We start from the raw sequence: 26,672 nt of genomic DNA, 5'->3' as shown, positions 1-26,672 counted from the left end.
TATAATCTTAAGAAAAGCCACTACATTTTTTGTAGTGGCTTTTTTGTTAAATGTTGTTATCTTTCAATCAAAGGAATAATCGATGGAATACAATTCGCCTAAGTTTAAAAAGTGGTTAGATACATTACAGCAAGAAAGCTGGCAGTTAGAATTGATTATTTCGGGTTTTGCAATTTATGGACTTTTAGCTGCGTACGAATCTATAGAATTAAAAAGCGCAACAAGTGCAGTAACAGGAATACTAGAATTAGGTGCGCTTTGGGCTATTGCCCTAATTTGTTGTCAAATATTTATTTTCAATCTACTATTCCATGTCTTACTTAGAGGTTTATGGATTGGAGCTATAGGTCTTAGATATGTTTCCGGTGATATAGATTATTCAGTTCTTATTTAAAGAAAAAAGTTGGTTCATTTGACCAATATATTGCTAATCTAGAAACATATTGTAGTATCATTTTTGCAGTATCATTTTTAATGATATTTTATGTAATTGGTTTTTTTGGTGTAATGTTTTCGTTAGTGGTTTTAGACGAATCATTGCGATTATTAACATTTATTCCAAAAGAAATTATGGAAATAATTGCGGTAATACTCACATTTATATTTCTAATCTCCGCATTAATTATTTTTATTGATTTTTTAAGTCAGGGATTTTTAAAAAGGAAAAAATGGACTTCGAAAATTTATTTTCCTATTTATTGGATATTCAGTAAACTGACCTTATCTTTTCTATACCGCCCTTTAGCTTATAATTTTTTAGATAATAAATTAGGAAAACGTATAAGTTATATTCTATTACCGATATATATTCTTATTGTTTTTATTGCATCAATAGAGTATAAAAGCTCCAATTATTTAAGTTTAAAAAATGATTCTTCAGAATTTCAATTATTTAGAGCTCACTATGATAATCTTTCAACTGAAAAAGATATGTTTATAGATATAACATCAATCCCGTCAAAAATAATTAGCACCCAATATCTTCCGGTTTTTCTTTTATATAATAGAAATATGGAAGACTTTTTATTCAATAAAAACAAATCACTTAAACCCAAGATTGATAAAAGAGGTTTTCAATCGTCTATAACAATTAACTTTAATGCTGGCGAAATTAATTCTTACAATATTAAAGATTCAATTAATCTAAAAGATTATCTCGAGACAATTAATTCAACTTATATCATCGAAATTGATTCTAACAAATATCCAAGTGATTTTATAATTAGCTCGAATGCCAAAGAAAGGCTGGGTTTTGAAACTTACTTAAATATCAAAAACTTAAATGAAGGTAAACACATTTTGACCATAACAGGTCCTATTAAAGAGAATCAAAGCGATGAAGAATCCAAGACCATAGATAAAGTTTTAGTAACCATCCCTTTTTGGTATTTCCCAGAAAACAGAGAATCATCAAATCATCAGAATACTAACATATTAAAAGACACTTTGACCATCAATTAATACAAATAGTCTAATTTCTAAATTTAGAAATTAGCAAATATGAAGCATAAAAATCTTTAGTTAATCATTTACATTAGCTGTTTTCAACCAATTTAATAACAGTTTGGTCAACTTTAGGTAAACCTTTTATCATAAATACTAGTGCTTTTTTTATCTTCACCACATGAAGGTGATTTCAACGAACATAGGAGATGCAGTAACTTTTGAATGGAACGGTGCTACAGAGCAAACCGGTATCTTCAAATACCCAACTTCTAAAAGTTTATTTCTAACTAAAAATGACGTTAAAGATGACATTGTAATAGACCGTGTTCACCATGGTGGCACCAACAAAGCGTGCTATCTTTTCTCTGCCGACTATTATGATTATTGGAAGAATCTTTACCCAGATTTAGAATGGGATTGGGGCATGTTCGGTGAAAACCTAACCGTAGAAGGTCTTGATGAATCCAAAATTCGAGTGGGCGATATTTACAAAATCGGTAAAGCGCTCGTACAAGTTTCTCAGCCACGTGAGCCTTGCTATAAACTAGGCATCCGTTTTGGCACACAAAAAATCCTTAAAGAATTTATTACCCATAATCACCCAGGCACCTACGTAAAAATACTAGAAGAAGGTCTTGTATCCGCTGGTAATGAAATGATATTAGTGGAACAATCTGAAAATACTTTTACCTCTCAACAATTTTATGAATTGATGTTCGCTAAAGAAAAATCAAAAGATTTGCTAGAACTGTTCATGAACAACGAAGCTGTACCGCAATACAAAAAGGACAGGTTCAAGAAATACCTATAATATTTTAATATTTAATTCAATGAAAAAGTTAATTATACTTTTTGCTCTAACTATTGGGCTACATACGCAAGCTCAACTAAAAACGAATGCCGAGATTTCAACAAACCCAACCATTCATAATATTGGTTTTATTACATTGTTGGCTCACTATTATGATGACGGATTAAAATTGAATCCGTTAGCAGCTACTTTTCAAGGTAACGAAAAATATAACGACACCTTACCAAATTTTCTTTCAGAATCTTACAAAAAAGAACTGGTAAACTATTATACAACATATTTAGAAAGAGCTGAAAATTTTGACAATACCAAACTTTCTGAAAGCGAAATTATGTCAAAAAACATTTTAATATGGGAATGCGAAGTTAACCTAGAGGGTCTTTCTTTTGAACAATATACTCCCGTAGATCAAATGTGGTCCATGAATTTAATGATGGGGCAATTAGCTGGTGGCACAAGTGCTCAACCTTTTAAAACTACCGAAGATTATGTAAACTGGAGCAAACGTTTAGAAGATTATGAAGTTTGGTTACACTCAGCCAAATCTAAAATGCAAAAAGGTATAAAGGCTAAAAACGTATTACCTAAATCGCTTATCAAAAAAGTATTACCGCAACTTGCAAGTGTTGCTAATACTGAACTTGTAGACAACTTATTCTACAGTCCGATTAAAAACTTCCCTGCAGATTTTTCCGACTCAGATAAACAAAGGTTAACTGAAGTTTATACAGCCGTGATTACGAATAAAATAATTCCGGCTTATAAAGAATTACATGATTTTATGGCTGCCGAATATTTAAATGCCGGTAGAGAAACTAGTGGTATACAAGGAATACCAGATGGTGATGGGTATTACGAACATCAAATAAAGCTATATACTACAACTAATATGACCGCTTCAGAAATCCATGAAATTGGTTTGAAAGAAGTAGCTAGAATTAGTGCTGAAATGGAAGCTGTTAAAAAACAAGTTGGTTTTAAAGGGGACCTAAAAGCATTCTTTAATGAAGTGCGTAACAAGAAGGAGCTGATACCCTTTAAAGACCCACAAGAGGTTACCGATAATTTTAATAACATCCACAAAAGAATGATGCCTAAGGTAAATGCCTTATTTAGCAAACAACCTAAAACTCCTTTTGAGGTAAGACGTACAGAGGCTTTTAGAGAAGCTTCTGCAAGTGCAGAATATAACCCGGGTTCATTAGACGGTACTAGACCTGGAATATTTTATGTACCCATACCTGATGTTACCTCTTACAACACCTACTCTGATGAAGATTTGTTCTTGCATGAGGCTATACCGGGCCACCACTTTCAAATTTCACTGACACAAGAAAATGAAAATTTACCCGAGTTCAGAAAAACACTTTGGTATAGCGCATATGGTGAAGGTTGGGCTTTGTACACAGAATCTTTAGGTAAAGAGCTAGGTTTGTACACTGACCCATACCAATATTTTGGAATGCTAGGGGCAGAAATGCACCGTGCTGTTCGTTTGGTCGTTGATACTGGTTTGCATTCTAAAGGATGGTCTAGAGAAAAAGCAATTCAATATTCTTTAGATAACGAAGCAGAATCAGAGGCTAGTATTACCGCAGAAATAGAAAGGTATATGGCAAACCCAGGTCAAGCCTTGTCTTATAAAATTGGGCAATTAAAAATTATGGAGCTTCGTGCAAAGGCTGAAACTAGTCTAGGTAAAGATTTTGACATTAAGATTTTTCACGAAAAAGTGCTTGAAGTCGGGTGTGTACCGTTAGCGTTACTTGAAGAAAAAATCATGAATTGGATTTCCGCTAACACCAAAGCTTAAAATATTAAACTTTAAAATACGTATGACTTATCCGTGGCACTTATATGTAATGGGCGCAATCTATATTTTTGCGGGTGTAATGCATTTTATAAAACCTAAGATATATCTTAGAATTATGCCACGCTACTTGCCTGCTCACAAAGCTTTGGTTCTACTAAGCGGTTTAGCTGAGATTGTTCTGGGTATTGGTCTATTTTTTAAAGAGACCAAAAACTTTTCCATTTATGGCATTATTGCAATGCTTGCCGTATTCTTACTAGTACATTTTTATATGTTATCTAGCGAAAAAGCAAGTGCTGGTTTCCCAAAATGGATTCTCTTACTTAGATTACCATTACAATTTGCTCTTATGTATTGGGCGTTCATGTATTTGAAATTATAGAAAATAAAAAAGGGGACGCTCCCGTCCCCTTTTTAAAATCAACTTAAATCAACTTAATTAACAACAAACTCTTCAGTATATGTTTTACCTGCAGACTTAACTATTACGGTGTAAGTTCCAGGAAAAGCATCTGCAAAATTGAATGCCTTTTCAACAATCATTTCTTCTGCTACTTCTTGTGTAAATACTGTTCTACTTTCTGTATCGTATATCTTAATAGACATCTTAGACTTATCTAAGTTTAAATAGTTCATAAAGATCATATCATTTGTCTTTCTAAAGAAAGGCTTAATCTCTTCATCAGATTCTACGATTTTCACATCATTGTTATCTAAAACAATCGTATATGAATATTCTGTCATATTATCATCTGCAGATAAGAAGTAAACTCCATCTGTCAAATCTTTAAGGTTTAATTTTTTGCTAAACTGACCACCGGCCATTTTTTCTGAATAAATAACATTTAAATCAGAATCCATTAACTTTACCTGTACACCATTAATAGATGCATCCATTGTCAAAACCACACTCTTGGCTTTACCTGCAGATAAAAGGTTTAATTTCGGCTCTCTTGCCATGCCTGCTACTGTAGCTAACATAAAGGCAACAACTGTTGTGAATTTTACTAGGTTTTTCATAATATAAATTATTTAAGGGTTAATGATAATTTACACTACAAACATACAGCCGTTATAAAGCTCTCACTACATCATATTTTCCCAATTTATGTGCTATTTTAACCACTACATCTATACATTATTACCCTTTGGTTAAGATTACACATATTTTGGTTAATTTTGCAGAGAACACTCAAAATAGGATGTTTAATTTTATAGTATAAACCCTAAATATCATGGTAAAACAAAAACCTACATTTGAAGCCATAAAGCCAGATTTCGGTAAATCTTTTACATATCAAAAATTTGATGAACATAGATTAAACAAAAACAATCTTTGGCACTATCATCCAGAACTTGAATTGGTATATGTAAACGGAGGCTCTGGCAAAAGACAAATTGGTAGTCATGTATCTTACTACACCAACGGAGACCTTATATTAATAGGTAGTAATCTACCACATTGCGGTTTTACAGATGCCCTAACGGGTAATACAAGTGAAACCGTTGTACAAATGAAGTTAGATTTCTTAGGTCCAGATTTCTTTAAGCTTCCAGAAATGAAGAAAATAGAAAGCTTGTTCAGTAGTGCAAGCGGCGGAATAGCTTTTTCTGGTAAGACAAAATTAAAAATAGGAGATAAAATGGAGGTTTTAGAATATCAGACCGATTTTCAAAGATTACTTTCCATCCTTAATATATTGAATGAGCTCGGTAATTCCGATGATATGCGGTTATTGAATGCGGAAGGATTCTCATTTACCACAGATGTTAAAGATAATGATCGTATTAACATTGTATTCAATCATGTAAAAAATAATTTTAAAGAAGAACTGACTCTAGAAGAAATATCATCTATGGTAAGTATGACCATACCCTCTTTCTGTAGATACTTTAAAAAAATTACAAATAAGACTTTTGTACAGTTTGTTAATGAATACCGTTTAGTACATGCCTCTAAGCTTTTGGCAGAAAAACCAATGAGTATTACCGAGGTATGTTTTGAATGCGGCTTTAATAATTTTTCTCACTTCAACAAATCGTTTAAAGCATTTACTGGTCAAAATCCATCTGACTATAGAAATGAATTAAAGAATGTTTTAGTCTAAAGTCTATACCTTATATATAGTACTAAAAATTTAAAGCTTCTATATGGTATATTCTACTCTCATTTAGAAGCTTTCTTTTTTTGTTCTATTCGTTTTGAGTTAAAAAAAACGGATACGTATTCTTATCTATTTATAATCATGTATTATCTTTATACTGCTATGATAAAAGAATTTACAGAAAGAGAATTAGATCGTATAATTGAGATGGCATGGGAAGACCGTACGCCATTTGAAGCCATTACTTTTCAATTTGGTATTAGCGAACAAGAGACTATTGAAGTCATGCGTCGCGAAATGAAGCCCAGTAGTTTTAGATTGTGGCGAAAGCGTGTTCAAGGTCGTGCTACCAAGCATGCCAAATTAAGATCCGATGAAATGGACCGATTTAGATGTTCTAGACAACGTAACATTACTGGCAACAAAATATCTAAACGATAATTATTTAAACGCCTCGTTCAATATCGCTGCTAGTCTTACTCCGCCCTTTTGCAATTGATCTTCAACGGTGTTCCACCAATCATAACTATATCGGTAACTTAATTTTTCGCCAGTCTCTACAGATGCATACACTTTTTCTGCTAACACATGAGATTCTTCTACCCAGTCAAGTAAGGTTCCACTTTGTAGAAATTTAATTTGTTGTTTAGTCATTTCAGTATACTCTGTTGCTAGTTCGCTAAAGCTCATTCCATTATCATCAATAAGGTTTGAGTCCCACACTCTATGAAGGTTGGTCCCTTTACCGAACCATTGCAATTGAATATCATTACCTCCTTTGTCTTCTGCCCTACCTACATGCATAGGTTGATGTAAATCTCCAATTAAGTGCACCAAAAATTTTAGATAAAAAGCTTTGTCCTCTTTACTACTATTTTCATCTTTTATAATTTCTAAACAAGTATTAACCCCTTGTACTAAATCTCCATACTTATTCTTCTCAATTTCTGCATAGGTTTTACCAAATGGAATATTTACATAATGCCAAGCACTGAATTTACTATATGCACGGTCAGATTTTATTTCATCGGCAAAATTGGCAACGGCAGCTAAACTTTCTCCACCCAATAAATTCTTGATAGCCCTTTTTGCTTTTTTACTCAAATGGTGTTCTGCAACCTCACCAACCACTCTATGACCGGTTTTTGACCAATACATATCATTTGCAAAAGTGAAATTAGTTACTAAAAGCAATAAAACAATACAATTCTTCATCAGTAAAATTTTGCCCAAAAATAGTACAACAAATTTTAAGGCATTGTTAAAACTTGGTAAGATTAAATTTATATCTGAACTTGCATACATGAAGAAGAAGACGATAAAATCATCTAAACTCAAATTTAGTATTCGTAAAATAATCGGATTAGGTATTCTAGGTCTTTTTGCCCTGTTTATTCTATTCATTTTTAGTGTTAATGTTGGTTTGTGGGGTAACATTCCATCTAAAAAAGAACTTTCGAACTTTCAATATCAAATGGCATCTGAAGTTTATACTTCTGACAGTGTATTGATTGGTAAATATTACCTATACGATAGACAACCTATTGTTTTTAATGATTTTCCAAAGCATTTAATTCAAGCATTAATCGCTATAGAAGATGAGCGTTTTTATGACCACTCTGGCGTTGATATCAGAAGTCTACTTCGGGTTGGTTTCAAAACTGTGCTTTTGGGTGACAACTCTTCTGGCGGCGGTAGTACACTTACTCAACAATTAGCAAAAAACCTTTATCCTCGAAAAGACCGAAATAAGACAAACATAGTCGTCAATAAAGTGAAGGAAATGATTATCGCCAAAAGGTTAGAAAAAATTTACACGAAAGAGGAAATTCTAACTAACTATCTAAATACGGTTTCTTTTGGAGATAATACTTTTGGAATCGAGAGTGCCGCACTGAAATTCTTTAATACCAGAACCAAAGAAATAACTGCTACACAAGCCGCCACTTTAGTAGGTATGCTAAAAGCTACTTACGGCTACAACCCAAGAATATTTCCTGATAAAAGTTTAGGCAGACGTAATTTGGTATTACGTGCTATGTATAATAATGATTTTATATCAGAAGAAGAAGTAACACAATTTTCTAAAGAAAGTCTTCGCCTTGACTATAGGGAATTTGATTATAATGCCGGAATCGCACCGTATTTTAGAGAAGAAGTTCGTAAAGTTATGTTACGCTGGATTGCTGACAAAAACGATGGTGATGCCGATTACAACATCTATACCTCGGGATTAAAAATTTACACTACTCTAAACTATCAAATGCAAAAACTAGCTGAAGAATCTATGGTAGAACATATGACGAAACTGCAGAATAGCTTTGAAAAAAGCTACGGTTCCAATGCGCCTTGGTTAAAGGATCAAAATTTAATAGAAAAAATTGCTAAGCGAACGCCTACCTACAAAAGATTAAAAAATATAGGATTGTCGCACAAACAGATTATTGATAGCTTATCTAAAGACAAACAAAAAAGAACTTTCAAATCTTGGAAAGAAGATGAAGAACTAACTGCCAGTACCATAGATAGTATTCAGCATTATACCAAATTCTTAAATACAGGTTCTTTAGCTCTTGATCCTACTAATGGAGATATATTGGTATGGATCGGCGGTATTAATTTTGAGCAGTATAAGTACGACCATATTTCTCAAAGTAAACGTCAAGTTGGTTCTACATTCAAGCCTATTGTATATACTACTGCAATAGAAAAAGGCGTAGCACCATGTACTTATTTCTCAGCAGAAGAAATTGAATATGATAATTTGAAAGGTTGGTCACCTTCCAATGCTGGAGACAAAGATGAAGCATACCTCAATTATTCGATGGAAGAAGGTTTAAGCAATTCTATTAATACAATTGCCGTAAAAGTATTAGAACAAGCTGGTATCGACAATGTTTTAACCATGGCTAAAAACATGGGCATTGAGGACAAATTACCTAAAGAAGCTTCAATTGCCTTAGGTACGGGAGAAATAAAAATCACCGATTTAGCACAAGCATATACCAGTTTTACAAACAATGGCAAGCACATAAAACCAAATTTGATAAAGAGTATTTCTAATCATAAAGACTCCGTTTTGGTTGAATTTAAAAATGAATTAAATAAAAAAACCGCTTTTTCTAAAGAGACTAGTCAGATTATGATTGAAATGATGAAATCTACTGTCAATTCTGGAACGGCCGCTAGACTTCGAAATACATACGGACTCCAAAATGACATTGCCGGTAAAACAGGTACTACCCAAAATAATAAAGATGCTTGGTTTGTTGCCTTGACTCCGAAACTTGTACATATAACCTGGGTAGGTCTTGACCAACACGAAATCGGTTTTAGTAATACAAGTATTGGGCAAGGTGCTAATGCCGCTCTACCCCTATTTGCACTATGGATGCAGAAATTAAACAAAAACAAAGATTTTGATGGTTACACTAAGGTTAATTTTCAAAAACCATCACCTTCAGTTTTAGAAGCATTGAATTGTGACCCTGTAAAACGTGACGGATTTTTTAAACGCCTTTTTAAAAATCCAAATAAAAAGAAGAACAAAAAATTTAATGGTTAATGAAAACCAAAACCCATATCATATAAGTTATCTGCTATTTTTAAAAATTATACGAATAGCATATGTGTCGTAAAAAATTGATTGATTAGCTATGAAATAGATGTTACCTTTAGCAAAACTAGGTTTCAATAAAATTAATTAACTAGAATTACTTTATGTTTTTATGGCGTTTATATTTTTTGAATAAAATCAATTCGTTTTAGTTAAAATAGTATTCGCCAACCTTAAAATAAACCTAACCAGCAATTAATCAAATGAAGTATAAAATTTTATGTTCAGATTTAGACGGTACTTTACTTTCCTCTAAAAGTGATGTTTCTGAATATGCTATTGAACAAATCGATAAAATTAAAAACGATACCAAAATCATTCTAGTCTCTGCAAGAATGCCTAGCGGTATGCACTACATTCAAGAGAACCTTGGCATTACCAATCAACCAATTATTTGCTACAATGGTGCTTTGGTATTAGCTGATAATACAGCACTAGCATCAGTATGTATTCCTATACATATTTTAAATAAAATCAATAATCTATGTGAAGGGTTAGAGGCTGATTTAGGATTATATTATAATAATGAATGGTATGTACCAAAAACCACTTTACGTGTAGAGAAGGAAACTAAATACACAAAATCCATACCTACACTTCAAGATACCCAAAGCACGTTAAATAATTGGGAAAAACGAAATATAGGTGCACATAAAATTATGCTTATGTGTTCGAAAAGTAGTGCAGATTTTTTGATGCCTAGTCTTCAAGAAAAACTAGGCGATGTACTCAATTTATACCGTTCTAATGATACCCTAATTGAAATCGCCCCGAAATCGGTATCGAAACTTTCTGCTATTAAACTTCTAATGAAAGATAATGAATCGTTAACAGACATTATTGCCTTTGGAGATAACTACAACGATATCGATATGCTCAAAAATGTAGGTTGTGGTGTTGCCGTTGCCAATGCTAGAGAAGAAGTAAAAGCGGTTTCAAATGATATAACATTAGAAAATACAGCTGACGGTGTAGCACATTACATTGCTAAAAACTTGGTTAATTAACTATATTTGAAAATACCAACTTACGAATAGTTTATGCCATACCTTTTTTCTCAACCCCTAATTACAAATGATACCGTAGTATTCGGACTATTGGCACTTTGCCTAGGTTTTATTTTTTACACTTCAAATTTAAAAACCGGATTTTGGAATAAGTTCTACTCTGTTGTACCAGCCGTACTCATGTGCTATTTACTACCTGCAATACTTCCAAGTACAGGTATTGTTTCAGATGAAATTTCAAATTTATATTTTATGGCAAGTAGGTATTTATTACCTGCAGCCTTAGTGCTCATGACGCTAAGTATAGATATGAAGGCGATTTCTAACTTAGGTTCAAAAGCCATTATTATGTTTTTAACCGGTAGCGCAGGTATTATCATTGGCGGGCCTATTGCTATACTTATTGTTTCTATTTTCTCACCCGATACTGTTGGTGGAAATGATTTTGATGCTATTTGGCGAGGATTATCAACCATTGCGGGTAGTTGGATCGGTGGTGGTGCCAACCAAGCTGCCATGCTAGAAATTTTTCAATATAATCCTGAAAAATATGGAGGTATGGTATTAATCGATATCGTAGTTGCCAATGTTTGGATGGCTATTGTTCTTTTAGGAGTCGGTAAAACAAAGCAGATAGATACATGGCTTAAAGCAGATACATCGGCTATAGAAACTTTAAAGATAAAAGTAACCGAATTTACTGAAAAAATTACAAGAGTACCAACCCTAAACGATTACATGATTATGCTATCGTTAGCCTTTACCGCAGTGGGTTTAGCACATTTTTTTGGAGATCATATAAGTACTTTTCTTACGAGTAGTTTTGAATCTGTTAGTGATCAAAAAAGTTTTCTTTCATTCTTAGGTTCTGCCTTCTTTTGGATGGTTGTTATAGCTACCGGTTTGGGAATTGCTCTTTCTTTTACTAAAGCCAAAAATTATGAAGGTGCAGGTGCAAGTAAAATTGGAGGTATATTCATTTATATTCTAGTAGCTACAATTGGTATGAAAATGGATTTAGGAAAAGTACTTGAAAACCCAGGATTGATTGCTGTTGGTTTCATTTGGATCACCATTCATGCCGGATTGATGATAGTGGTCGCCAAACTTATAAAAGCTCCTTATTTCTTTTTAGCGGTAGGTAGTCAAGCCAACGTTGGTGGTGCCGCATCTGCACCTGTAGTAGCTGCCGAATTTCATCCGTCATTAACATCCGTAGGCGTTCTTTTAGCTGTTTTAGGCTACGTGGTCGGAACAGGCGGTGCTTTACTTTGTGCTTATTTAATGGAAGTTGCCTCTAGCCTATAGCTATCATAATTACTAACAAATTAAATCTTGGCGTTCTTAATTATTTAATTTTATAGATATTTGCGCCCTAAATAAAAAGAATGAAAAAAATATTAATTGTTATTACCGCTTTATTGGCTTTAGGTTCGTGTGGAGATAACCCCGAGGAAACTTTGATTGTAAACGGTAAAATAAAAGGTCTTAAAAAAGGAACATTATACTTACAACATGTACCTGACTCTGTTTTAATTACGGTTGATTCTGTAGCTATAAATGGAGATGGAAACTTTTCTTTCAAAACCAAATTAATGAGTCCTGAGGTATTCTATCTATATTTAGATAAAAGGGATAATAACGATATAAACGACCGAATCACCTTCTTTGCAGAACCCGGGACTATGACTATCAATTCTGACTGGAATACTTTTGACACCACTGCTGAAATCACAGGTTCTGAAACTCAAAAGAAGCTTGAAGAGTATAAGCAGCATATGAGTAGCATCAATAAAAAAAACATGCAAATTATGATGCAGGCCGCAAAACCCGAAAATCAAGTTGATCCTATAAGCATTGATTCTTTAGAAAATATCGGCAAAAGAAATTTACAACGAGGATATGCATTCGCAATTAATTTCGCACTTAATAATAAAACATCATATATAGCACCTTACGTGGCATTGAAGGAAATACCAGATGCTAATGTCAAATATTTAGATTCCATTTATAGCGTATTACCTGTAGAAGTTGCTGAATCTAAATATGGAAAGGAGTTAGCTGCCCTTTTAAGAAAATAATAATATAAAAGGAAAGTATTAACTTGATTAAATAAAAAAGCATCCTAAAAACTAGGATGCTTTTTTATTTAAAAGAAGACTTAATTTAAACTAAATTATTAAGATCCTCAACTAATTTAGTTGCTTTAGTTTCCAAGTCGGTTCTTACTTCTTTGAAATGAGCTTTCTTATTCTCAACATCATTTTTGTTGATTTTGGCAACCAATTCGTCAAAAGTGGTAAATGCTTCGTTTATAATTGCATTACCCTCTTTAGAATAAGTAGTATGACCTTTAGTAGCCTCAACTATATCAACTCCCTCTATAATGTCTCCAAGAACATTATTAATGTCTTTTTTTAAATTTTTAATGCTTGCCATCTCTAATTATTTTTTTTGCAAAAATACAATTTTTGAACTGCCGTATAGTTAATTAGTCCTTAAATAGTAACTTCTAACAGTTTAGCCCCTGTTGACTGTAGATTAATTTTATCGGTAGATGCTGGTAATAATGCCGTTTCGCCACTTTTAATAGAAACTTCTCCTTCAGAAGTATTTATTACAGCTTCACCACCAACACACATATATATTGTAAATGAATCTCTTTGAGTTGTGTCTAAATCTAAATTCTCTGTAAGTTCAATGAAGTTGGTTTTAAAATAAGGACAATCTACCATGGTATTCACCTCATTCTTTTCATGACTATAAGAAACCTTAAAATCGTCTTTCTTTTCATAATCAACAGCATCTAGTGCTAATTCTGTATGTAATTCACGAAGGTTTCCTTCTTTATCCTTTCTATTAAAATCAAAAACACGGTACGTAACATCAGATGTTTGTTGAATTTCCGCTAACATTACCCCTGCTCCAATAGCATGAATTTTACCTGTATTAATGAAGAAAGTATCCCCTTCTTTAACTTCCTCATAATTAAGAAGATCAAGTAAGGTATCATTATCAATACTTTCAGCATATTCTTCTTTAGTAACATCCTTATTAAAGCCAACAATTAGTTCTGCTTTTGGATCTGCATCCATAATATACCACATTTCGGTCTTACCAAAAGAATCATGGCGTTCTTTCGCCAAAGCATCATTTGGGTGTAATTGAATTGATAAATCTTGCTTGGCATCAATAAACTTTATTAAAATAGGAAATTCTGTTCCAAAACGTGCTACAACACTTTTACCCAAAAGTTCTTCTGCATTTGAGTCTATTAATTCTTGCAGTGATTTGCCTGCTAAGCTACCATTGGCAACCACAGAAACATCACCCTTAACCGTAGACAACTCCCAACTCTCTCCGGTAATATCACTTTCTATAGGTTTACCAAAAACTTCTTTAAGTTTGGTGCCGCCCCAAAGTCTTTCTTTTAAAATTGGTCTAAATTTCAAGGGATGTATCATTGTATATCTTATTTGTTGGTCAATTAATCAGTTAAATAACGAATTTTTAGGAATTTTCTTACATTTATAAGCTTGAATTATCCAGAGAATGTTACATAATTTCTGGGCGTTTCATAGAGTATCACTTCTAAATCGTGTGATTTTAAAATGTGCGGTCGTAATTTTTTCCAAATTACTACTGATATATTTTCAGCTGTTGGATTTAAAGTTTTAAACTCAGCTACTTCTAAATTTAAATTTTTATGATCTAAATAATCTTCAACTTCTACTTTGATTAGATCTTTTAAAACCTTCATATCCATTACAAAACCTGTTTCTGGGTCAATTTCACCTGTAACACTTACCACCATTTCATAATTATGACCGTGAAAATTAGGATTGTTACATTTTCCAAAGATTTCAGTGTTTTTACTATCGTCCCAATCTTTTCTATACAAACGGTGGGCAGCATTAAAATGTGCTTTCCTACTAACTTTTACTTTCATTATTTCGCTGGTATATTAAATAAGTGTTCGTAAAATTTCTCAAAGATAATCTTAAACCAAGCAGTGTATTCACTAGGATTTTTAGAAATATCTTCTTTCACAGCTTTTGGAGACATCCATTTCCAAGCTTCAACTTCATCTAAATTTATATTAGGTTCAGAATTAAAACTACCCAACATTACGTGATCAAATTCATGTTCGGTCAAACCATTATCAAACGGAGCTTTATAAATGAAGGAAAACAATTCTTTTAATTCCGCTTGAAACCCCATTTCTTCTTGAAGCCGTCTTTTACCAGCTTCGATATTAGACTCCCCTACGCGTTGATGACTACAACAAGTGTTTGTCCATAATAATGGAGAATGATATTTTGATGCTGCACGTTGTTGCAACATAATATCACCTTTGTCATTGGTGATAAATACTGAAAACGCCCTGTGTAAAACAGCCTTTTCATGGGCTTCCATTTTAGGCATAGTACCTATTTGTTCGTTATCTTGATTTACAAGAATTACCTGTTCTTCCTTCATTAGGTAAAAATAAGGCGTTTAACTTATTTTATGAAAAGTAGAACATATAATAATACGTTAATAGAAAAATCTAGAAGAACCTTGGTGATTTCAAGTTATTCTTAGTAGTGATAAAGTCATATCTGAAGATGACCTCAAATGAACCATCATTAAAGGCGGCATTGCCAAGCTCTGTAGTTTCCTTGTCGTAAGCTATGCCTATTAGAAATTTATTCGACACATTAAATCCTGCCATACCACTAAATGCAGCATCCCATCTGTAGGCCGCTCCCAATATAAATTTATCGTTGAACATGAAATTCGCAGATAAATCCACCTGTAAAGGGGCTCCATCAACAACTTTGGTCAATAATGTAGGCTTGAACTTAACGGATTCATTTAAATCCCATACATAACCTGTGATCAGGTAAAGGTTCATTTGCTCCTTTGCCGTAGACAAAGTTGTTTCTTGAAAATGAGACGTCTCCAAAATTCTTGGTACCGATAAACCAGCATAAAATTTATTGGTATGATAATAAACACCGGCTCCTATATTTGGTGACAGTCTATTATCTATATCTTGTTGTAAAGTAGGATCGGTCGTAAATTGGTTCAGTTCCGAGAACCTCACATCCAATAAGTTGGCACTCGCCTTTAAACCAAAACTTAATCTACCCTCACTCGATGTCCATACCGTATACGAGAAATCTATATCAAAATTAGTCTCGGATGTCGGTCCTATTGCATCATTTACTATCGACAAACCTAAACCGACTCCACGATACCCTATCGGAGAATGTACATTAAGGGTCTGGGTTGTTGGTGCGCCATCTAAACCTACCCATTGAGAACGATGCAAGGCGGCAATGCTGATATGCCCTCTAGATCCCGCATATGCAGGGTTCACGCTTACAGTGTTGTACATGTACTGCGTGTATTGTGCATCTTGTTGACCATAAGAGAATAAGCTAAAACAAATTGCCATCATAGCGACAACTTGCTTTAGGTTACTTTTATGTAGTATGTGTAGTATGTTTATATAGGTATTTAACATTCTTATTATCTATTTATATATATGTAACCAGAAAGTGTTTTTGTTTCCCCATTTTGTAATTCGTAATCTAGAATATAGAAATACGTACCAACTGGTAATTTATTATCCACATTTACAGTTACTCTTCCTTCTGATGTACCATCAAAAACATTTCCTTCCGTATTATATGCTTTGGTCATATATACTGATACACCCCATCTATTATAGATTTTCAATGTATTGTTAGGATAATTTTCTAATCCGTTTATTCTTAGAACATCATGAATTCCGTCACCGTTAGGTGTAATAACGTTGAAAACTTCAATTTCTTCTTCTAGCTGACCTAAATCTGAATCAAGGTAATTAGGTATACCATCGTCATCAGAATCATCATCTACGTAATCGCCATTTAAATTGATATCTTCATCGCGGGTTTCTATACCATCATCATCATCATCGGTATCTCTATAATCTGACTCTTCATCACTATCTGTATTTGGCAATTGTACGTAAGGATCATCGATTTCATCATTTACATCTGTATCAACAGAAATTGCACCTTCATACCCATCATCTAGCCCGTCATTATCCTTATCTGAACCAATACTGACAACATCTGCTATACCATCGTGATCATAATCATGAGCTTCAATAGCATCTAATACATTATCGTTATCACTATCCTCATCTAAATAATCAGGTAAGTTATCATCATCGGTATCTACAGGGAATAAACCTGTTAAACCATTAGCTTCATACGCATCATCTAAACCATTGGTATTCGCATCGATCCCTGAAGGTGGAATGTATTCTGCCGTCGCTTGAGCTTCAACATTATCCGGTATACCATCGCCATCGGCGTCTATATCCAAATAATCTGGGAAACCGTCACCATCTGTATCTGTTGGATCTGTAGAAGGGTCATTATCTCCATCTAAATTCAAGTCTTCAAAACTATCAACGATGCCATCATCATCACTATCCATATCAACACCCAATGGGTTAATAAGAATTGTTATGGTCGATGTGCTACAATTACCTACTGTATCACAAACCGTATAATCAAATGCATCTGTTCCTAAATAATTATTATTCGGGAAATATGTCGGAATATCATCTGATGGATTATTCGGTGTACCATTATCATCAACAGTTACCGAACCATTGGTTGGTTGCGTTACGCTAAATGTACCGTCTGTAGGTAAATCGTTATCATTTAATTGCCATGTATCTATTGCCATGATTGCATTGATATCAATTGCTATAGAATCATCATTAGTGTCTAAAATTGGTAATACTTCTATTGTTACAGTTGCCGTACTACAATCTCCATAAGCATTACAAATGGTATAATCGAAAGTGTCTGTACCATTGAAATCTACATCTGGAGTATACGTAACAATATCATCCATCGGATTGTTCGGGGTACCTCCATCATCAATAGTTACCGTACCATTTGCCGGTTCAGTTGTTGTTAAGGCTCCTACATCCGGTAAATCGGCATCATTTCCATAAATATCAATAGTAACCGGAATTTCTTCGTCTGTTGTTACTAAATCATCTTCTAAATCTGCAGCTTCAGGCAAACACACGACCGTAAAATTTGGTAGACTAAACGTGTTACCGGCTTTGGTTACTAGAGCTGTATATTTTACCACGGCATCTGTAGCAATAACCATTGGACTTAGTTGATCTCCCGGTAATGGCGGACTCCAACTTACCGAAGCAGTACTAGGTACGTTAGACGTAATATCCATCGTTACTTCATTATCTGGATTATTACAATCTGTTACGATAAAGTAACCTGTTGCATTTGATCCGCATAAGGTACCGTCATATGTTGCAAAGTAAATGCCTGGTCGGGTTACTTCGTAAAAAGAATCTGTACCCAGTACCGTTGCCGTATCTGAAGCTTCATACCAACGAAAGTTATTTTGATCACTATCGGTAGGTGCCTGTAGTAAAAACTGGGCGTTAGATACCAATACCCCTAGTATCGTAGTTACGATACTGAGAAATATGGTTTTATATATATGCGTTTTTTTCAAGTCGATTTGGGATCTAAGCTTTATTAAGCTAATTATTTGGCTACGAATACTACATTAATCAATGTATTATAATCCGTTGGTGCAGCAATAACATCATAGGCCATTACACCACTTGCATTAACACTTACATTAGCAAAAACAGTATCATCATAATGCGTTACGTAATAGTATAGCTCTGTATTAGCATATGTTGGTATTGCTGCTGGAGCTCCTGCACTTACAACATCTGGTGTACCATACTGATCAATATACTCTGCATATAAATCTATAGTTCTACCTGTACCAGTTGTTGCTACATCTACTTCAATAGAAGGTGGATAAAAAATATCTGGTCTTGTATTGGCTATCAAATATGGATCAGCCGATGTACCTGTACCAGTAACACTAATATCTGTATCTGGGGCAGCTTCTACAATCGTTTCTGCACCATTTGCTGTTGGTACCGATAAGTTATAATTGATACCACTAGGAGTAACAGTTACAGAACCATCTGTTGATGTAATTGTTTGAATTTCATTAAATTCATCTGAATCGGCATCGTCTACATTTAGAGTAATAGCATTACCTCCAGTAATTGATATTTGACCAGCAGCACCTGTTGTTGCCAATGTTTGGTCATCAGTATTTGCTAAACTAGATAAATTAACCGTCTCCGAACTACCATCTTCAATTCCAATAGTTAATGTTGTTCCAGATAAGTTAGAACCTTGTATACTTTGATTGTCTGCCAAAGCTGCCAAACTTACCGTATCAGAGCTACCCCTATCTATACCTACAGTTAAAGTCGTTCCTGAAAAAGTTAAATTCCTAATACTTTGATTATCCGTTCCTGAATCATCTAAATGTGATAAATTAACCGTTTGGCTATTTCCATCTTCTATACCAACCGTAAGCACATTAGAACTTGTATTTATAGCAAGATTTTCAATGTTTTGATTATCACTACTCGTCGGGAAATTAACTTCTAAGTCGTAGTCATTTCCTGCAGGTGTCAAAGTAACAGAACCATCATTAGAAGTTAAAGTCTGAATCTCGTTCGATGCATTTGAATCGGCATCATCGACATTTAATATAATTGCATTACCTCCTGTAATTGATATTTGACCTGCAGCACCTGTTGTTGCCAATGTTTGATCATCGGTTGCCGGATCACCTGCTGGACCTGTTGCTCCTGGAGCACCCGTTGGACCCGTTAAGTCTGATGTCGTAAATGTAGAACCGTCATCGTAAGTCAACGTAAATGTCCCGTTTCCATTATCGGTTGTTGAGGCTATTCCGTTTCCGTCCGCACCGTCTGCTCCATCGTTTCCATCTGCTCCGTCCGCTCCATCGTTTCCATCAGCGCCATTAGCTCCTGTTGGACCCGTTAAGTCTGATGTCGTAAATGTAGAACCGTCATCATAAGTCAATGTAAATGTCCCGTTTCCATTATCGGTTGTTGAGGCTATTCCATTTCCGTCCGCTCCGTCTGCTCCATCGTTTCCGTCCGCTCCGTCTGCTCCATCGTTTCCATCAGCGCCATTTGCTCCTGTTGGACCCGTTAAGTCTGATGTCGTAAATGTAGAACCATCATCGTAAGTCAACGTAAATGTCCCGTTTCCATTATCGGTTGTTGAGGCTATTCCGTTTCCGTCTGCTCCATCGTTTCCGTCCGCACCGTCTGCTCCATCGTTTCCATCAGCGCCATTAGCTCCTGTTGGACCCGTTAAATCCGATGTCGTAAATGTAGAACCGTCATCGTAAGTCAACGTAAATGTCCCGTTTCCATTATCGGTTGTTGAAGCTATTCCGTTTCCGTCCGCTCCATCGTTTCCGTCTGCTCCATTGTTTCCGTCCGCACCGTCTGCTCCATCGTTTCCATCTGCTCCGTCCAATCCATCGTTTCCATCAGCGCCATTAGCTCCTGTCGGACCCGTTAAGTCTGATGTCGTAAATGTAGAACCGTCATCGTAAGTCAACGTAAATGTCCCGTTTCCATTATCGGTTGATGAGGCTATTCCGTTTCCGTCTGCTCCATCGTTTCCATCAACGCCATTAGCTCCTGTTGGACCCGTTAAATCTGATGTCGTAAATGTAGAACCGTCATCGTAAGTCAACGTAAATGTCCCGTTTCCATTATCGGTTGTTGAGGCTATTCCGTTTCCGTCCGCTCCATCGTTTCCGTCTGCTCCATTGTTTCCGTCCGCACCGTCTGCTCCATCGTTTCCATCTGCTCCGTCCAATCCATCGTTTCCATCAGCGCCATTAGCTCCTGTCGGACCCGTTAAGTCTGATGTCGTAAATGTAGAACCGTCATCGTAAGTCAACGTAAATGTCCCGTTTCCATTATCGGTTGTTGAGGCTATTCCGTTTCCGTCCGCTCCATCGTTTCCGTCTGCTCCATTGTTTCCGTCCGCTCCATCGTTTCCATCAGCGCCATTAGCTCCTGTTGGACCCGTTAAATCTGATGTCGTAAATGTAGAACCATCATCGTAAGTCAACGTAAATGTCCCGTTTCCATTATCGGTTGTTGAGGCTATTCCGTTTCCGTCCGCTCCATCGTTTCCGTCTGCTCCATCGTTTCCGTCCGCACCGTCTGCTCCATCGTTTCCATCTGCTCCGTCCGATCCATCGTTTCCATCAGCGCCATTAGCTCCTGTCGGACCCGTTAAATCTGATGTCGTAAATGAGGAACCGTCATCGTAAGTCAACGTAAATGTCCCGTTTCCATTATCGGTTGATGAGGCTATTCCGTTTCCGTCTGCTCCATTGTTTCCGTCTGCTCCATCGTTTCCATCTGCTCCGTCTGCTCCATCGTTTCCATCAGCGCCATTAGCTCCTGTTGGACCCGTTAAGTCTGATGTCGTAAATGTAGAACCATCATCGTAAGTCAATGTAAATGTCCCGTTTCCATTATCGGTTGTTGAGGCTATTCCGTTTCCGTCCGCTCCATCGTTTCCATCTGCTCCGTCCGCTCCATCGTTTCCATCAGCGCCATTTGCTCCTGTTGGACCCGTTAAGTCTGATGTCGTAAATGTAGAACCGTCATCGTAAGTCAACGTAAATGTCCCGTTTCCATTATCGGTTGTTGAGGCTATTCCGTTTCCGTCCGCTCCATCGTTTCCGTCTGCTCCATTGTTTCCGTCCGCACCGTCTGCTCCATCGTTTCCATCTGCTCCTGTTGGACCCGTTAAGTCTGATGTCGTAAATGTAGAACCATCATCGTAAGTCAACGTAAATGTCCCGTTTCCATTATCGGTTGTTGAGGCTATTCCGTTTCCGTCCGCTCCATCGTTTCCATCTGCTCCGTCCGCTCCATCGTTTCCATCAGCGCCATTTGCTCCTGTTGGACCCGTTAAGTCTGATGTCGTAAATGTAGAACCGTCATCGTAAGTCAACGTAAATGTCCCGTTTCCATTATCGGTTGTTGAGGCTATTCCGTTTCCGTCCGCTCCATCGTTTCCATCTACTCCGTCCGATCCATCGTTTCCATCAGCGCCATTAGCTCCTGTTGGACCCGTTAAATCTGATGTCGTAAATGTAGAACCATCATCGTAAGTCAACGTAAATGTCCCGTTTCCATTATCGGTTGTTGAGGCTATTCCGTTTCCGTCTGCACCATCAGCACCTGCTGGACCAGAATCTGCGTCAACCCATGTATATGTCCCTGAACCATCAGTAGAAAGTACTTGACCATTATTTCCACCTGTAGGTAATTCTATTTCGTTTTGATCATCATTATCTCCATCAACGTAATGAACAGTATAATTTCCACTTCCATCATCAATAACTGAAATATCTCCTGTACCAATTACAGTTTCTCTATAATCTGATAAATCTATCGCCGCACTGGTTGGATCATTTGATAATGTAAGGTTGTCTCCCGTTAAAGAAAGATCTTGAATTTCATTGGTATCATTATTTACGAAAGAACTTAAATCTACAGCATTTGAGGCTTCACCATTTACAGTACTTACAAGTTCGTTACTTCCATTTAAGCTAAGAGCATTACTATTAACTATTGGAACTCCTACTCCTGTAACTCCATCAACTGTTGTAGTCAATGTGTTTACTGTACTTGTGTTGGAAACTGTTGTTGCTGGGATTAAAGAACTTGGAGCTATATACTCCCAATCCGTACCGTTCCATTGGATCAATTCACCGGCATTGTTACCATCTGCCAGATCAGCAGTTCCTACCGCACCATCGGTAATGTTTTCTGTGTTTATGGAGTTGTCCGCTATTTCAGCATTGGTAATACCATCTGCTGCAACATCTAATGTAAAAGGACTTACGGTAGTACCCGCTCCTGAACGTACTAAAGTACCATCTGTGCTGTTTACAACTTCGTTTCCTATTACTCCGTCATTTTCTGTTACTGTTACCGAACCTAAGTCAACCAATGTCCAATCGGTTCCGTTCCATTGCATTACTTGACCATTTGCCGTACCGTTTGCAAGTTTTTCCAAAGCAACGGCATCATCTGAAATATCAGAAGTCTCTACAGCTCCCGCTGCAATCTTATCGGTTGTTATTGCATCATCCGCTACATCTAAGGTTACATCCTTGAATAATGAATCGTCTCCACCTGTAATATCTATTGTACTATCGGTTGATGAAATTGTTCCATCTGCGATTGCAGATTCGTCAACCTCCAATGCACCCGTTGTTGCATTCTGGGCTAATCCTGCTCCGGCTACATCACCGTTTATCGTTGCTGCATTTACTGCATCTGCCGCAATATCTGCGCTTGCAATCGTACCATCTAATATTTCAGTAGTGGTGATAGCATTATCTGCCATCTTTGCATTTGTTATTGCATCATCCGCTACATCCAAGGTTACATCTTTGAATATCGAATCATCACCTCCAGTAATATCTATTGTGCTGTTCGTTGATGAAATTGTTCCATCTGCGATTGCCGATTCATCAACTTCCAATGCTCCTGTTGATGCATTTTGCGTTAGTCCTGCTCCGGCTACATCACCGTTTATTGTTGCTGCATTTACTGCATCTGCCGCGATATCCGAAGATTCCACTGCACCTGCCGCTATTTTATCTGTAGTTATTGCATTATCCGATACATCCAAGGTTACATCCTTAAACAATGAATCGTCTCCACCTGTAATATCTATTGTACTATCGGTTGATAAAATTGTTCCATCTGCGATTGCAGATTCGTCAACTTCCAATGCTCCTGTTGATGCATTTTGCGTTAGTCCTGCTCCGGCTACATCACCGTTTATCGTTGCTGCATTTACTGCATCTGCTGCGATATCTGCGCTTGCAATCGTACCATCTAATATTTCAGTAGAGGTGATAGCATCATCTGCCATCTTTGCATTTGTTATTGCATCATCCGCTACATCAAAACCTACATTTTCTAATAATGAATTTGATGGAGTTCCTGTTAATATTATGGTTCCATCTGGTGAACTTATACTACCATCACCAACAATATCTGTTGGATCTACAGTAACCGTATATTCTGTATTGTTTCCAGAAACCGATGACGTTACATCTATTCCCGTACCTTCAACCACTGTTGTGGTTGTTTGATTTGCTTGTATTGCCGGAGTTAAATCTAAAGCTGTTGAAGCTTCTCCATTTACGGTACTTAGTAAGTCATTATTAGTATCTAAACTAAGGTCGTTACTATTGATTATTGGAACTCCTGCTCCTGTTACTCCATCTACTGTTGTTGATATAGTGTTACCAGTACTTGTATTAGACACAGTAGTTGCTGGTATTAAACTACTTGGTGCTATATATTCCCAATCTGTACCATTCCATTGGATTAAATCTCCTGCATTACTACCATCTGCTAATTTCCCTAAAGTTACTGCTTCATCTGTTATATTTTCCGTGTTTATGGCATTGTCAGCTATTTCTGCATTAGTAATACCGTCTGCCGCAACATCCAATGTAAAAGGACTTACCGTAGTACCGGCTCCTGAACGTACCAAAGTACCATCCGTGCCATCCACAACTTCGTTTCCTATAACTCCGTCATTTTCCGTAACTGTAACGGAACCTAAATCTATTAAAACCCATGAAGATGTCGCGTCATCCCATTGCATGACTTGACCATCTGCCGTTCCATCCGCTAATTTTTCTAAGGTTACTGCATCATTTACTAATTCTGCTGTATTTATAGCATTATCAGCCATCTTTGCATTTGTTATTGCATTATCTGATACATCTAAAGTAACATCCTTAAACAATGAATCGTCTCCGCCTGTAACATCTATTGTACTATCGGTTGATGAAATTGTTCCATCTGCAATTGCCGCTTCATCAACTTCCAATGCACCCGTTGTTGCATTTTGCGTTAGTCCGGCTCCGGCTACATCACTGTTTATTGTTGCCGCATCAACCGCATCTGCCGCGATATCCGCACTTGCTATTGTACCATCTAAAATTTCTGTAGTGGTGATAGCATCATCTGCCATCTTTGCATTGGTAATAGCATCATCCGATACATCTAAAGTAACATCCTTAAATACTGAATCGTCTCCGCCTGTAACATCTATAGTGCTGTCTGTAGAAGAAATTGTTCCATCTGCGATTGCCGCTTCATCAACTTCCAATGCTCCCGTTGTTGCATTTTGCGTTAGTCCGGCTCCGGCTACATCACTGTTTATTGTCGCCGCATCAACCGCATCTGCCGCGATATCCGCACTTGCAATTGTACCATCTAATATTTCAGTAGTGGTGATAGCATCATCTGCCATCTTTGCATTTGCTATGGCATCATCCGCTACATCAAAACCTACATTTTCTAATAATGAATTTGATGGAGTTCCTGTCAATGTTATGGTTCCATCTGGTGAGCTTATACTACCATCACCAACAATATCTGTTGGATCTACAGTAACCGTATATTCTGTATTGTTTCCAGAAACCGATGATGTTACATCTATTCCCGTACCTTCAATAACTGTTGTTGTAAGTTCGCTTGAGGTTATGATACCATCTAATTCTTGTAAAGCAGATTGCACATCGGTTGTAGTAATATTACCTGCAGGAGTCACCTCAACCTCGCCAGCGTTTTGATTATCGGTAACCATAGTCCAGTTAGTGCCATCGTAAACATATAATTCATTGGTATCAGTATCTAAATATGTAACACCTGCATTATCATTTGCCGGAGCTGCCGTAGGTGCACCTGCACCACTTGTTGTAAGTTCGTTGGTTGAGTCGATATCCAAATCCAAAGCATTGGCTGCAGCTATATCAGCTATTGCCTCTTCCACCGTTGTTTCGTTTACACTATCGCCATCAACATCAAAAGGATTGGTCAATAATACTTCTGTACCTTCTTGATTATCGGTAACCATGGTCCAGTTGGTGCCATCGTAAACATATAATTCATTGGTAACAGTATCTAAATATGTAACACCTGCATTATCATTTGCCGGAGCTGCCGTAGGTGCACCTGTACCACTTGTTGTAAGTTCGTTGGTTGGGTCGATATCCAAATCCAAAGCATTGGCTGCAGCTATATCAGCTATTGCCTCTTCCACCGTTGTTTCGTTTACACTATCGCCATCAACATCAAAAGGATTGGTCAATAATACTTCTGTACCTTCTTGCTCATCTGTATTTACCAATGCCGCAATATCAGCCAACGGAACGGCAACCGTATTATTATCAGAATCAATTATATCTAGCGTACCGTTTGTTGCATTTACCGTAAAAGTTACATTAGTGGTATTTGTATCAACAACCGCTGCAATATCCGCTAATGGAATAGAAACTGTATTTAAATCACTATCTGTTAAAATAAGATTAATGCCGTCTTCAGTTAAAGAGGCATTTGTAGTATTTGCGTCCGTAGCGGTATACTCCCATGAATCTCCATCCCAGAAATATATCGTACCTGTATCCGTATTCACATACAAATCCCCCAAATCGGCACCTGCTGGAGTTACGACACCTGGTGCGGAGACATCTGTACCTTGCAGTACTTCACAGTTACATTGGTCTTCTAATGTAACTGTAGTTTGTGCTATAGAAATGCCGGACAACAGTAAAGTAAATATTACCATTAAGCCTTTAATGGTTTTACCTAGGGTTGCTGTAGTTTGACTCTTCATACTTTTAATATTCAATTCCACCTTCAAAAATTCGTTGATCATATAGGTTTTTAAAATGTTCTTACCAAAATCTTCTTATTCATTTTCTTGACAAGATGGATCTATGGTTATCACAATACACAAATATTCATTATAACCAGTGCTCCCTAAAATAAATGTTGTGTAGACCAATATTTTCGCTACATACCTCAATAAAAGTGAGGTTTGAAAATATTAACAACTATTAATTTGACATGGTTATTCGTCGAAGACATGCC

20 protein-coding genes are annotated in these 26,672 nt (G+C 36.3%); 11 read left to right on the top strand and 9 right to left on the bottom strand.

The annotated features are described in order from the left end of the window. Positions 1–82 precede the first annotated feature (82 nt). From ACJJVP_RS10970 to ACJJVP_RS10950, 5 genes are all read left to right on the top strand, one after another. Positions 83–394 (top strand): hypothetical protein, encoded by a 312-nt coding sequence (locus ACJJVP_RS10970; RefSeq protein ID WP_405413635.1) that lies wholly within the window; start codon positions 83–85, stop codon positions 392–394. An 80-nt stretch (positions 395–474) separates the two neighbouring features. Continuing rightward, a complete protein-coding gene (locus tag ACJJVP_RS10965; RefSeq protein ID WP_405413632.1) occupies positions 475–1,461 on the top strand; it encodes a hypothetical protein in 987 nt (328 codons plus the stop codon). 163 nt (positions 1,462–1,624) lie between these two features. Continuing rightward, positions 1,625–2,257 (top strand): MOSC domain-containing protein, encoded by a 633-nt coding sequence (locus ACJJVP_RS10960; RefSeq protein ID WP_405413630.1) that lies wholly within the window; start codon positions 1,625–1,627, stop codon positions 2,255–2,257. A gap of 19 nt (positions 2,258–2,276) precedes the next feature. After that, entirely contained in the window at positions 2,277–4,070 is a 1,794-nt protein-coding gene (locus tag ACJJVP_RS10955) for a DUF885 domain-containing protein (RefSeq protein ID WP_405413628.1), read from the top strand. Positions 4,071–4,092: 22 nt separating this feature from the next. Further along, positions 4,093–4,452, top strand: a complete 360-nt coding sequence (locus ACJJVP_RS10950) for a MauE/DoxX family redox-associated membrane protein (protein ID WP_405413625.1) — start codon at positions 4,093–4,095, stop codon at positions 4,450–4,452. Positions 4,453–4,505: 53 nt separating this feature from the next. Here the strand turns inward: ACJJVP_RS10950 and ACJJVP_RS10945 are convergent, their stop codons facing one another. Further along, positions 4,506–5,090 carry a hypothetical protein gene (locus ACJJVP_RS10945; RefSeq protein WP_405413624.1) on the bottom strand — a complete coding sequence of 195 codons (585 nt, stop codon included), beginning with the start codon at positions 5,088–5,090 and terminating at the stop codon, positions 4,506–4,508. 215 nt (positions 5,091–5,305) lie between these two features. On the opposite strand from ACJJVP_RS10945, the gene ACJJVP_RS10940 reads away from it, so the two are divergent. Both ACJJVP_RS10940 and ACJJVP_RS10935 read left to right on the top strand, forming a co-directional pair. Continuing rightward, positions 5,306–6,178, top strand: coding sequence for an AraC family transcriptional regulator (locus tag ACJJVP_RS10940; protein ID WP_405413622.1), 873 nt, complete (start codon positions 5,306–5,308; stop codon positions 6,176–6,178). Between the two features lie 159 nt (positions 6,179–6,337). Beyond that, positions 6,338–6,616: a TIGR03643 family protein gene (locus tag ACJJVP_RS10935; RefSeq protein WP_405413621.1), complete on the top strand. Its 279-nt coding sequence runs from the start codon at positions 6,338–6,340 to the stop codon at positions 6,614–6,616. Here ACJJVP_RS10935 and ACJJVP_RS10930 read toward each other — a convergent pair whose 3' ends face one another. Next, on the bottom strand, positions 6,617–7,390 hold the full coding sequence (locus ACJJVP_RS10930) for a S1/P1 nuclease (protein ID WP_405413618.1): 774 nt from the start codon (positions 7,388–7,390) through the stop codon (positions 6,617–6,619). Between the two features lie 88 nt (positions 7,391–7,478). Here ACJJVP_RS10930 and ACJJVP_RS10925 point away from each other — a divergent pair, with 88 nt between their 5' ends. The 4 genes from ACJJVP_RS10925 (at position 7,479) to ACJJVP_RS10910 (ending at position 12,879) form a co-directional block, all read left to right on the top strand. Continuing rightward, positions 7,479–9,740 carry a transglycosylase domain-containing protein gene (locus ACJJVP_RS10925; RefSeq protein WP_405413616.1) on the top strand — a complete coding sequence of 754 codons (2,262 nt, stop codon included), beginning with the start codon at positions 7,479–7,481 and terminating at the stop codon, positions 9,738–9,740. A 254-nt stretch (positions 9,741–9,994) separates the two neighbouring features. Then, on the top strand, positions 9,995–10,798 hold the full coding sequence (locus ACJJVP_RS10920; protein ID WP_405413614.1) for a Cof-type HAD-IIB family hydrolase: 804 nt from the start codon (positions 9,995–9,997) through the stop codon (positions 10,796–10,798). A gap of 33 nt (positions 10,799–10,831) precedes the next feature. Beyond that, a complete protein-coding gene (locus tag ACJJVP_RS10915) occupies positions 10,832–12,106 on the top strand; it encodes a DUF819 domain-containing protein (RefSeq protein WP_405413612.1) in 1,275 nt (424 codons plus the stop codon). Positions 12,107–12,186: 80 nt separating this feature from the next. Next, complete coding sequence (locus ACJJVP_RS10910; protein WP_405413610.1) at positions 12,187–12,879, top strand: DUF4369 domain-containing protein; 693 nt, start codon at positions 12,187–12,189, stop codon at positions 12,877–12,879. An 85-nt stretch (positions 12,880–12,964) separates the two neighbouring features. On the opposite strand, the gene ACJJVP_RS10905 is transcribed toward ACJJVP_RS10910, so the two are convergent. The 7 genes from ACJJVP_RS10905 to ACJJVP_RS10875 form a co-directional block, all read right to left on the bottom strand. Continuing rightward, entirely contained in the window at positions 12,965–13,237 is a 273-nt protein-coding gene (locus ACJJVP_RS10905; RefSeq protein ID WP_405413608.1) for a hypothetical protein, read from the bottom strand. 59 nt (positions 13,238–13,296) lie between these two features. After that, positions 13,297–14,259, bottom strand: coding sequence for a type I phosphomannose isomerase catalytic subunit (locus ACJJVP_RS10900; protein ID WP_405416174.1), 963 nt, complete (start codon positions 14,257–14,259; stop codon positions 13,297–13,299). An 80-nt stretch (positions 14,260–14,339) separates the two neighbouring features. Next, the gene (locus ACJJVP_RS10895) at positions 14,340–14,747 is read right to left on the bottom strand and encodes a 6-pyruvoyl trahydropterin synthase family protein (protein ID WP_405413606.1); all 408 of its coding nucleotides are present in this window, start codon (positions 14,745–14,747) and stop codon (positions 14,340–14,342) included. Beyond that, a complete protein-coding gene (gene idi, locus ACJJVP_RS10890; RefSeq protein ID WP_405413604.1) occupies positions 14,747–15,277 on the bottom strand; it encodes an isopentenyl-diphosphate Delta-isomerase in 531 nt (176 codons plus the stop codon). The genes ACJJVP_RS10895 and idi overlap by 1 nt, the downstream gene beginning before the upstream one ends. Before the next feature lie 70 nt (positions 15,278–15,347). Next, a complete protein-coding gene (locus ACJJVP_RS10885; protein ID WP_405416172.1) occupies positions 15,348–16,244 on the bottom strand; it encodes a type IX secretion system membrane protein PorP/SprF in 897 nt (298 codons plus the stop codon). Between the two features lie 71 nt (positions 16,245–16,315). Beyond that, the gene (locus ACJJVP_RS10880; protein ID WP_405413602.1) at positions 16,316–18,337 is read right to left on the bottom strand and encodes a gliding motility-associated C-terminal domain-containing protein; all 2,022 of its coding nucleotides are present in this window, start codon (positions 18,335–18,337) and stop codon (positions 16,316–16,318) included. A 32-nt stretch (positions 18,338–18,369) separates the two neighbouring features. After that, positions 18,370–26,415, bottom strand: a complete 8,046-nt coding sequence (locus tag ACJJVP_RS10875) for a beta strand repeat-containing protein (protein ID WP_405413599.1) — start codon at positions 26,413–26,415, stop codon at positions 18,370–18,372. Positions 26,416–26,672 lie beyond the last annotated feature (257 nt).

Source organism: Maribacter sp. Asnod1-A12, assembly GCF_045063735.1.
Taxonomy (GTDB): domain Bacteria; phylum Bacteroidota; class Bacteroidia; order Flavobacteriales; family Flavobacteriaceae; genus Maribacter.
This window is presented reverse-complemented; position numbering and strand designations above follow the sequence as displayed.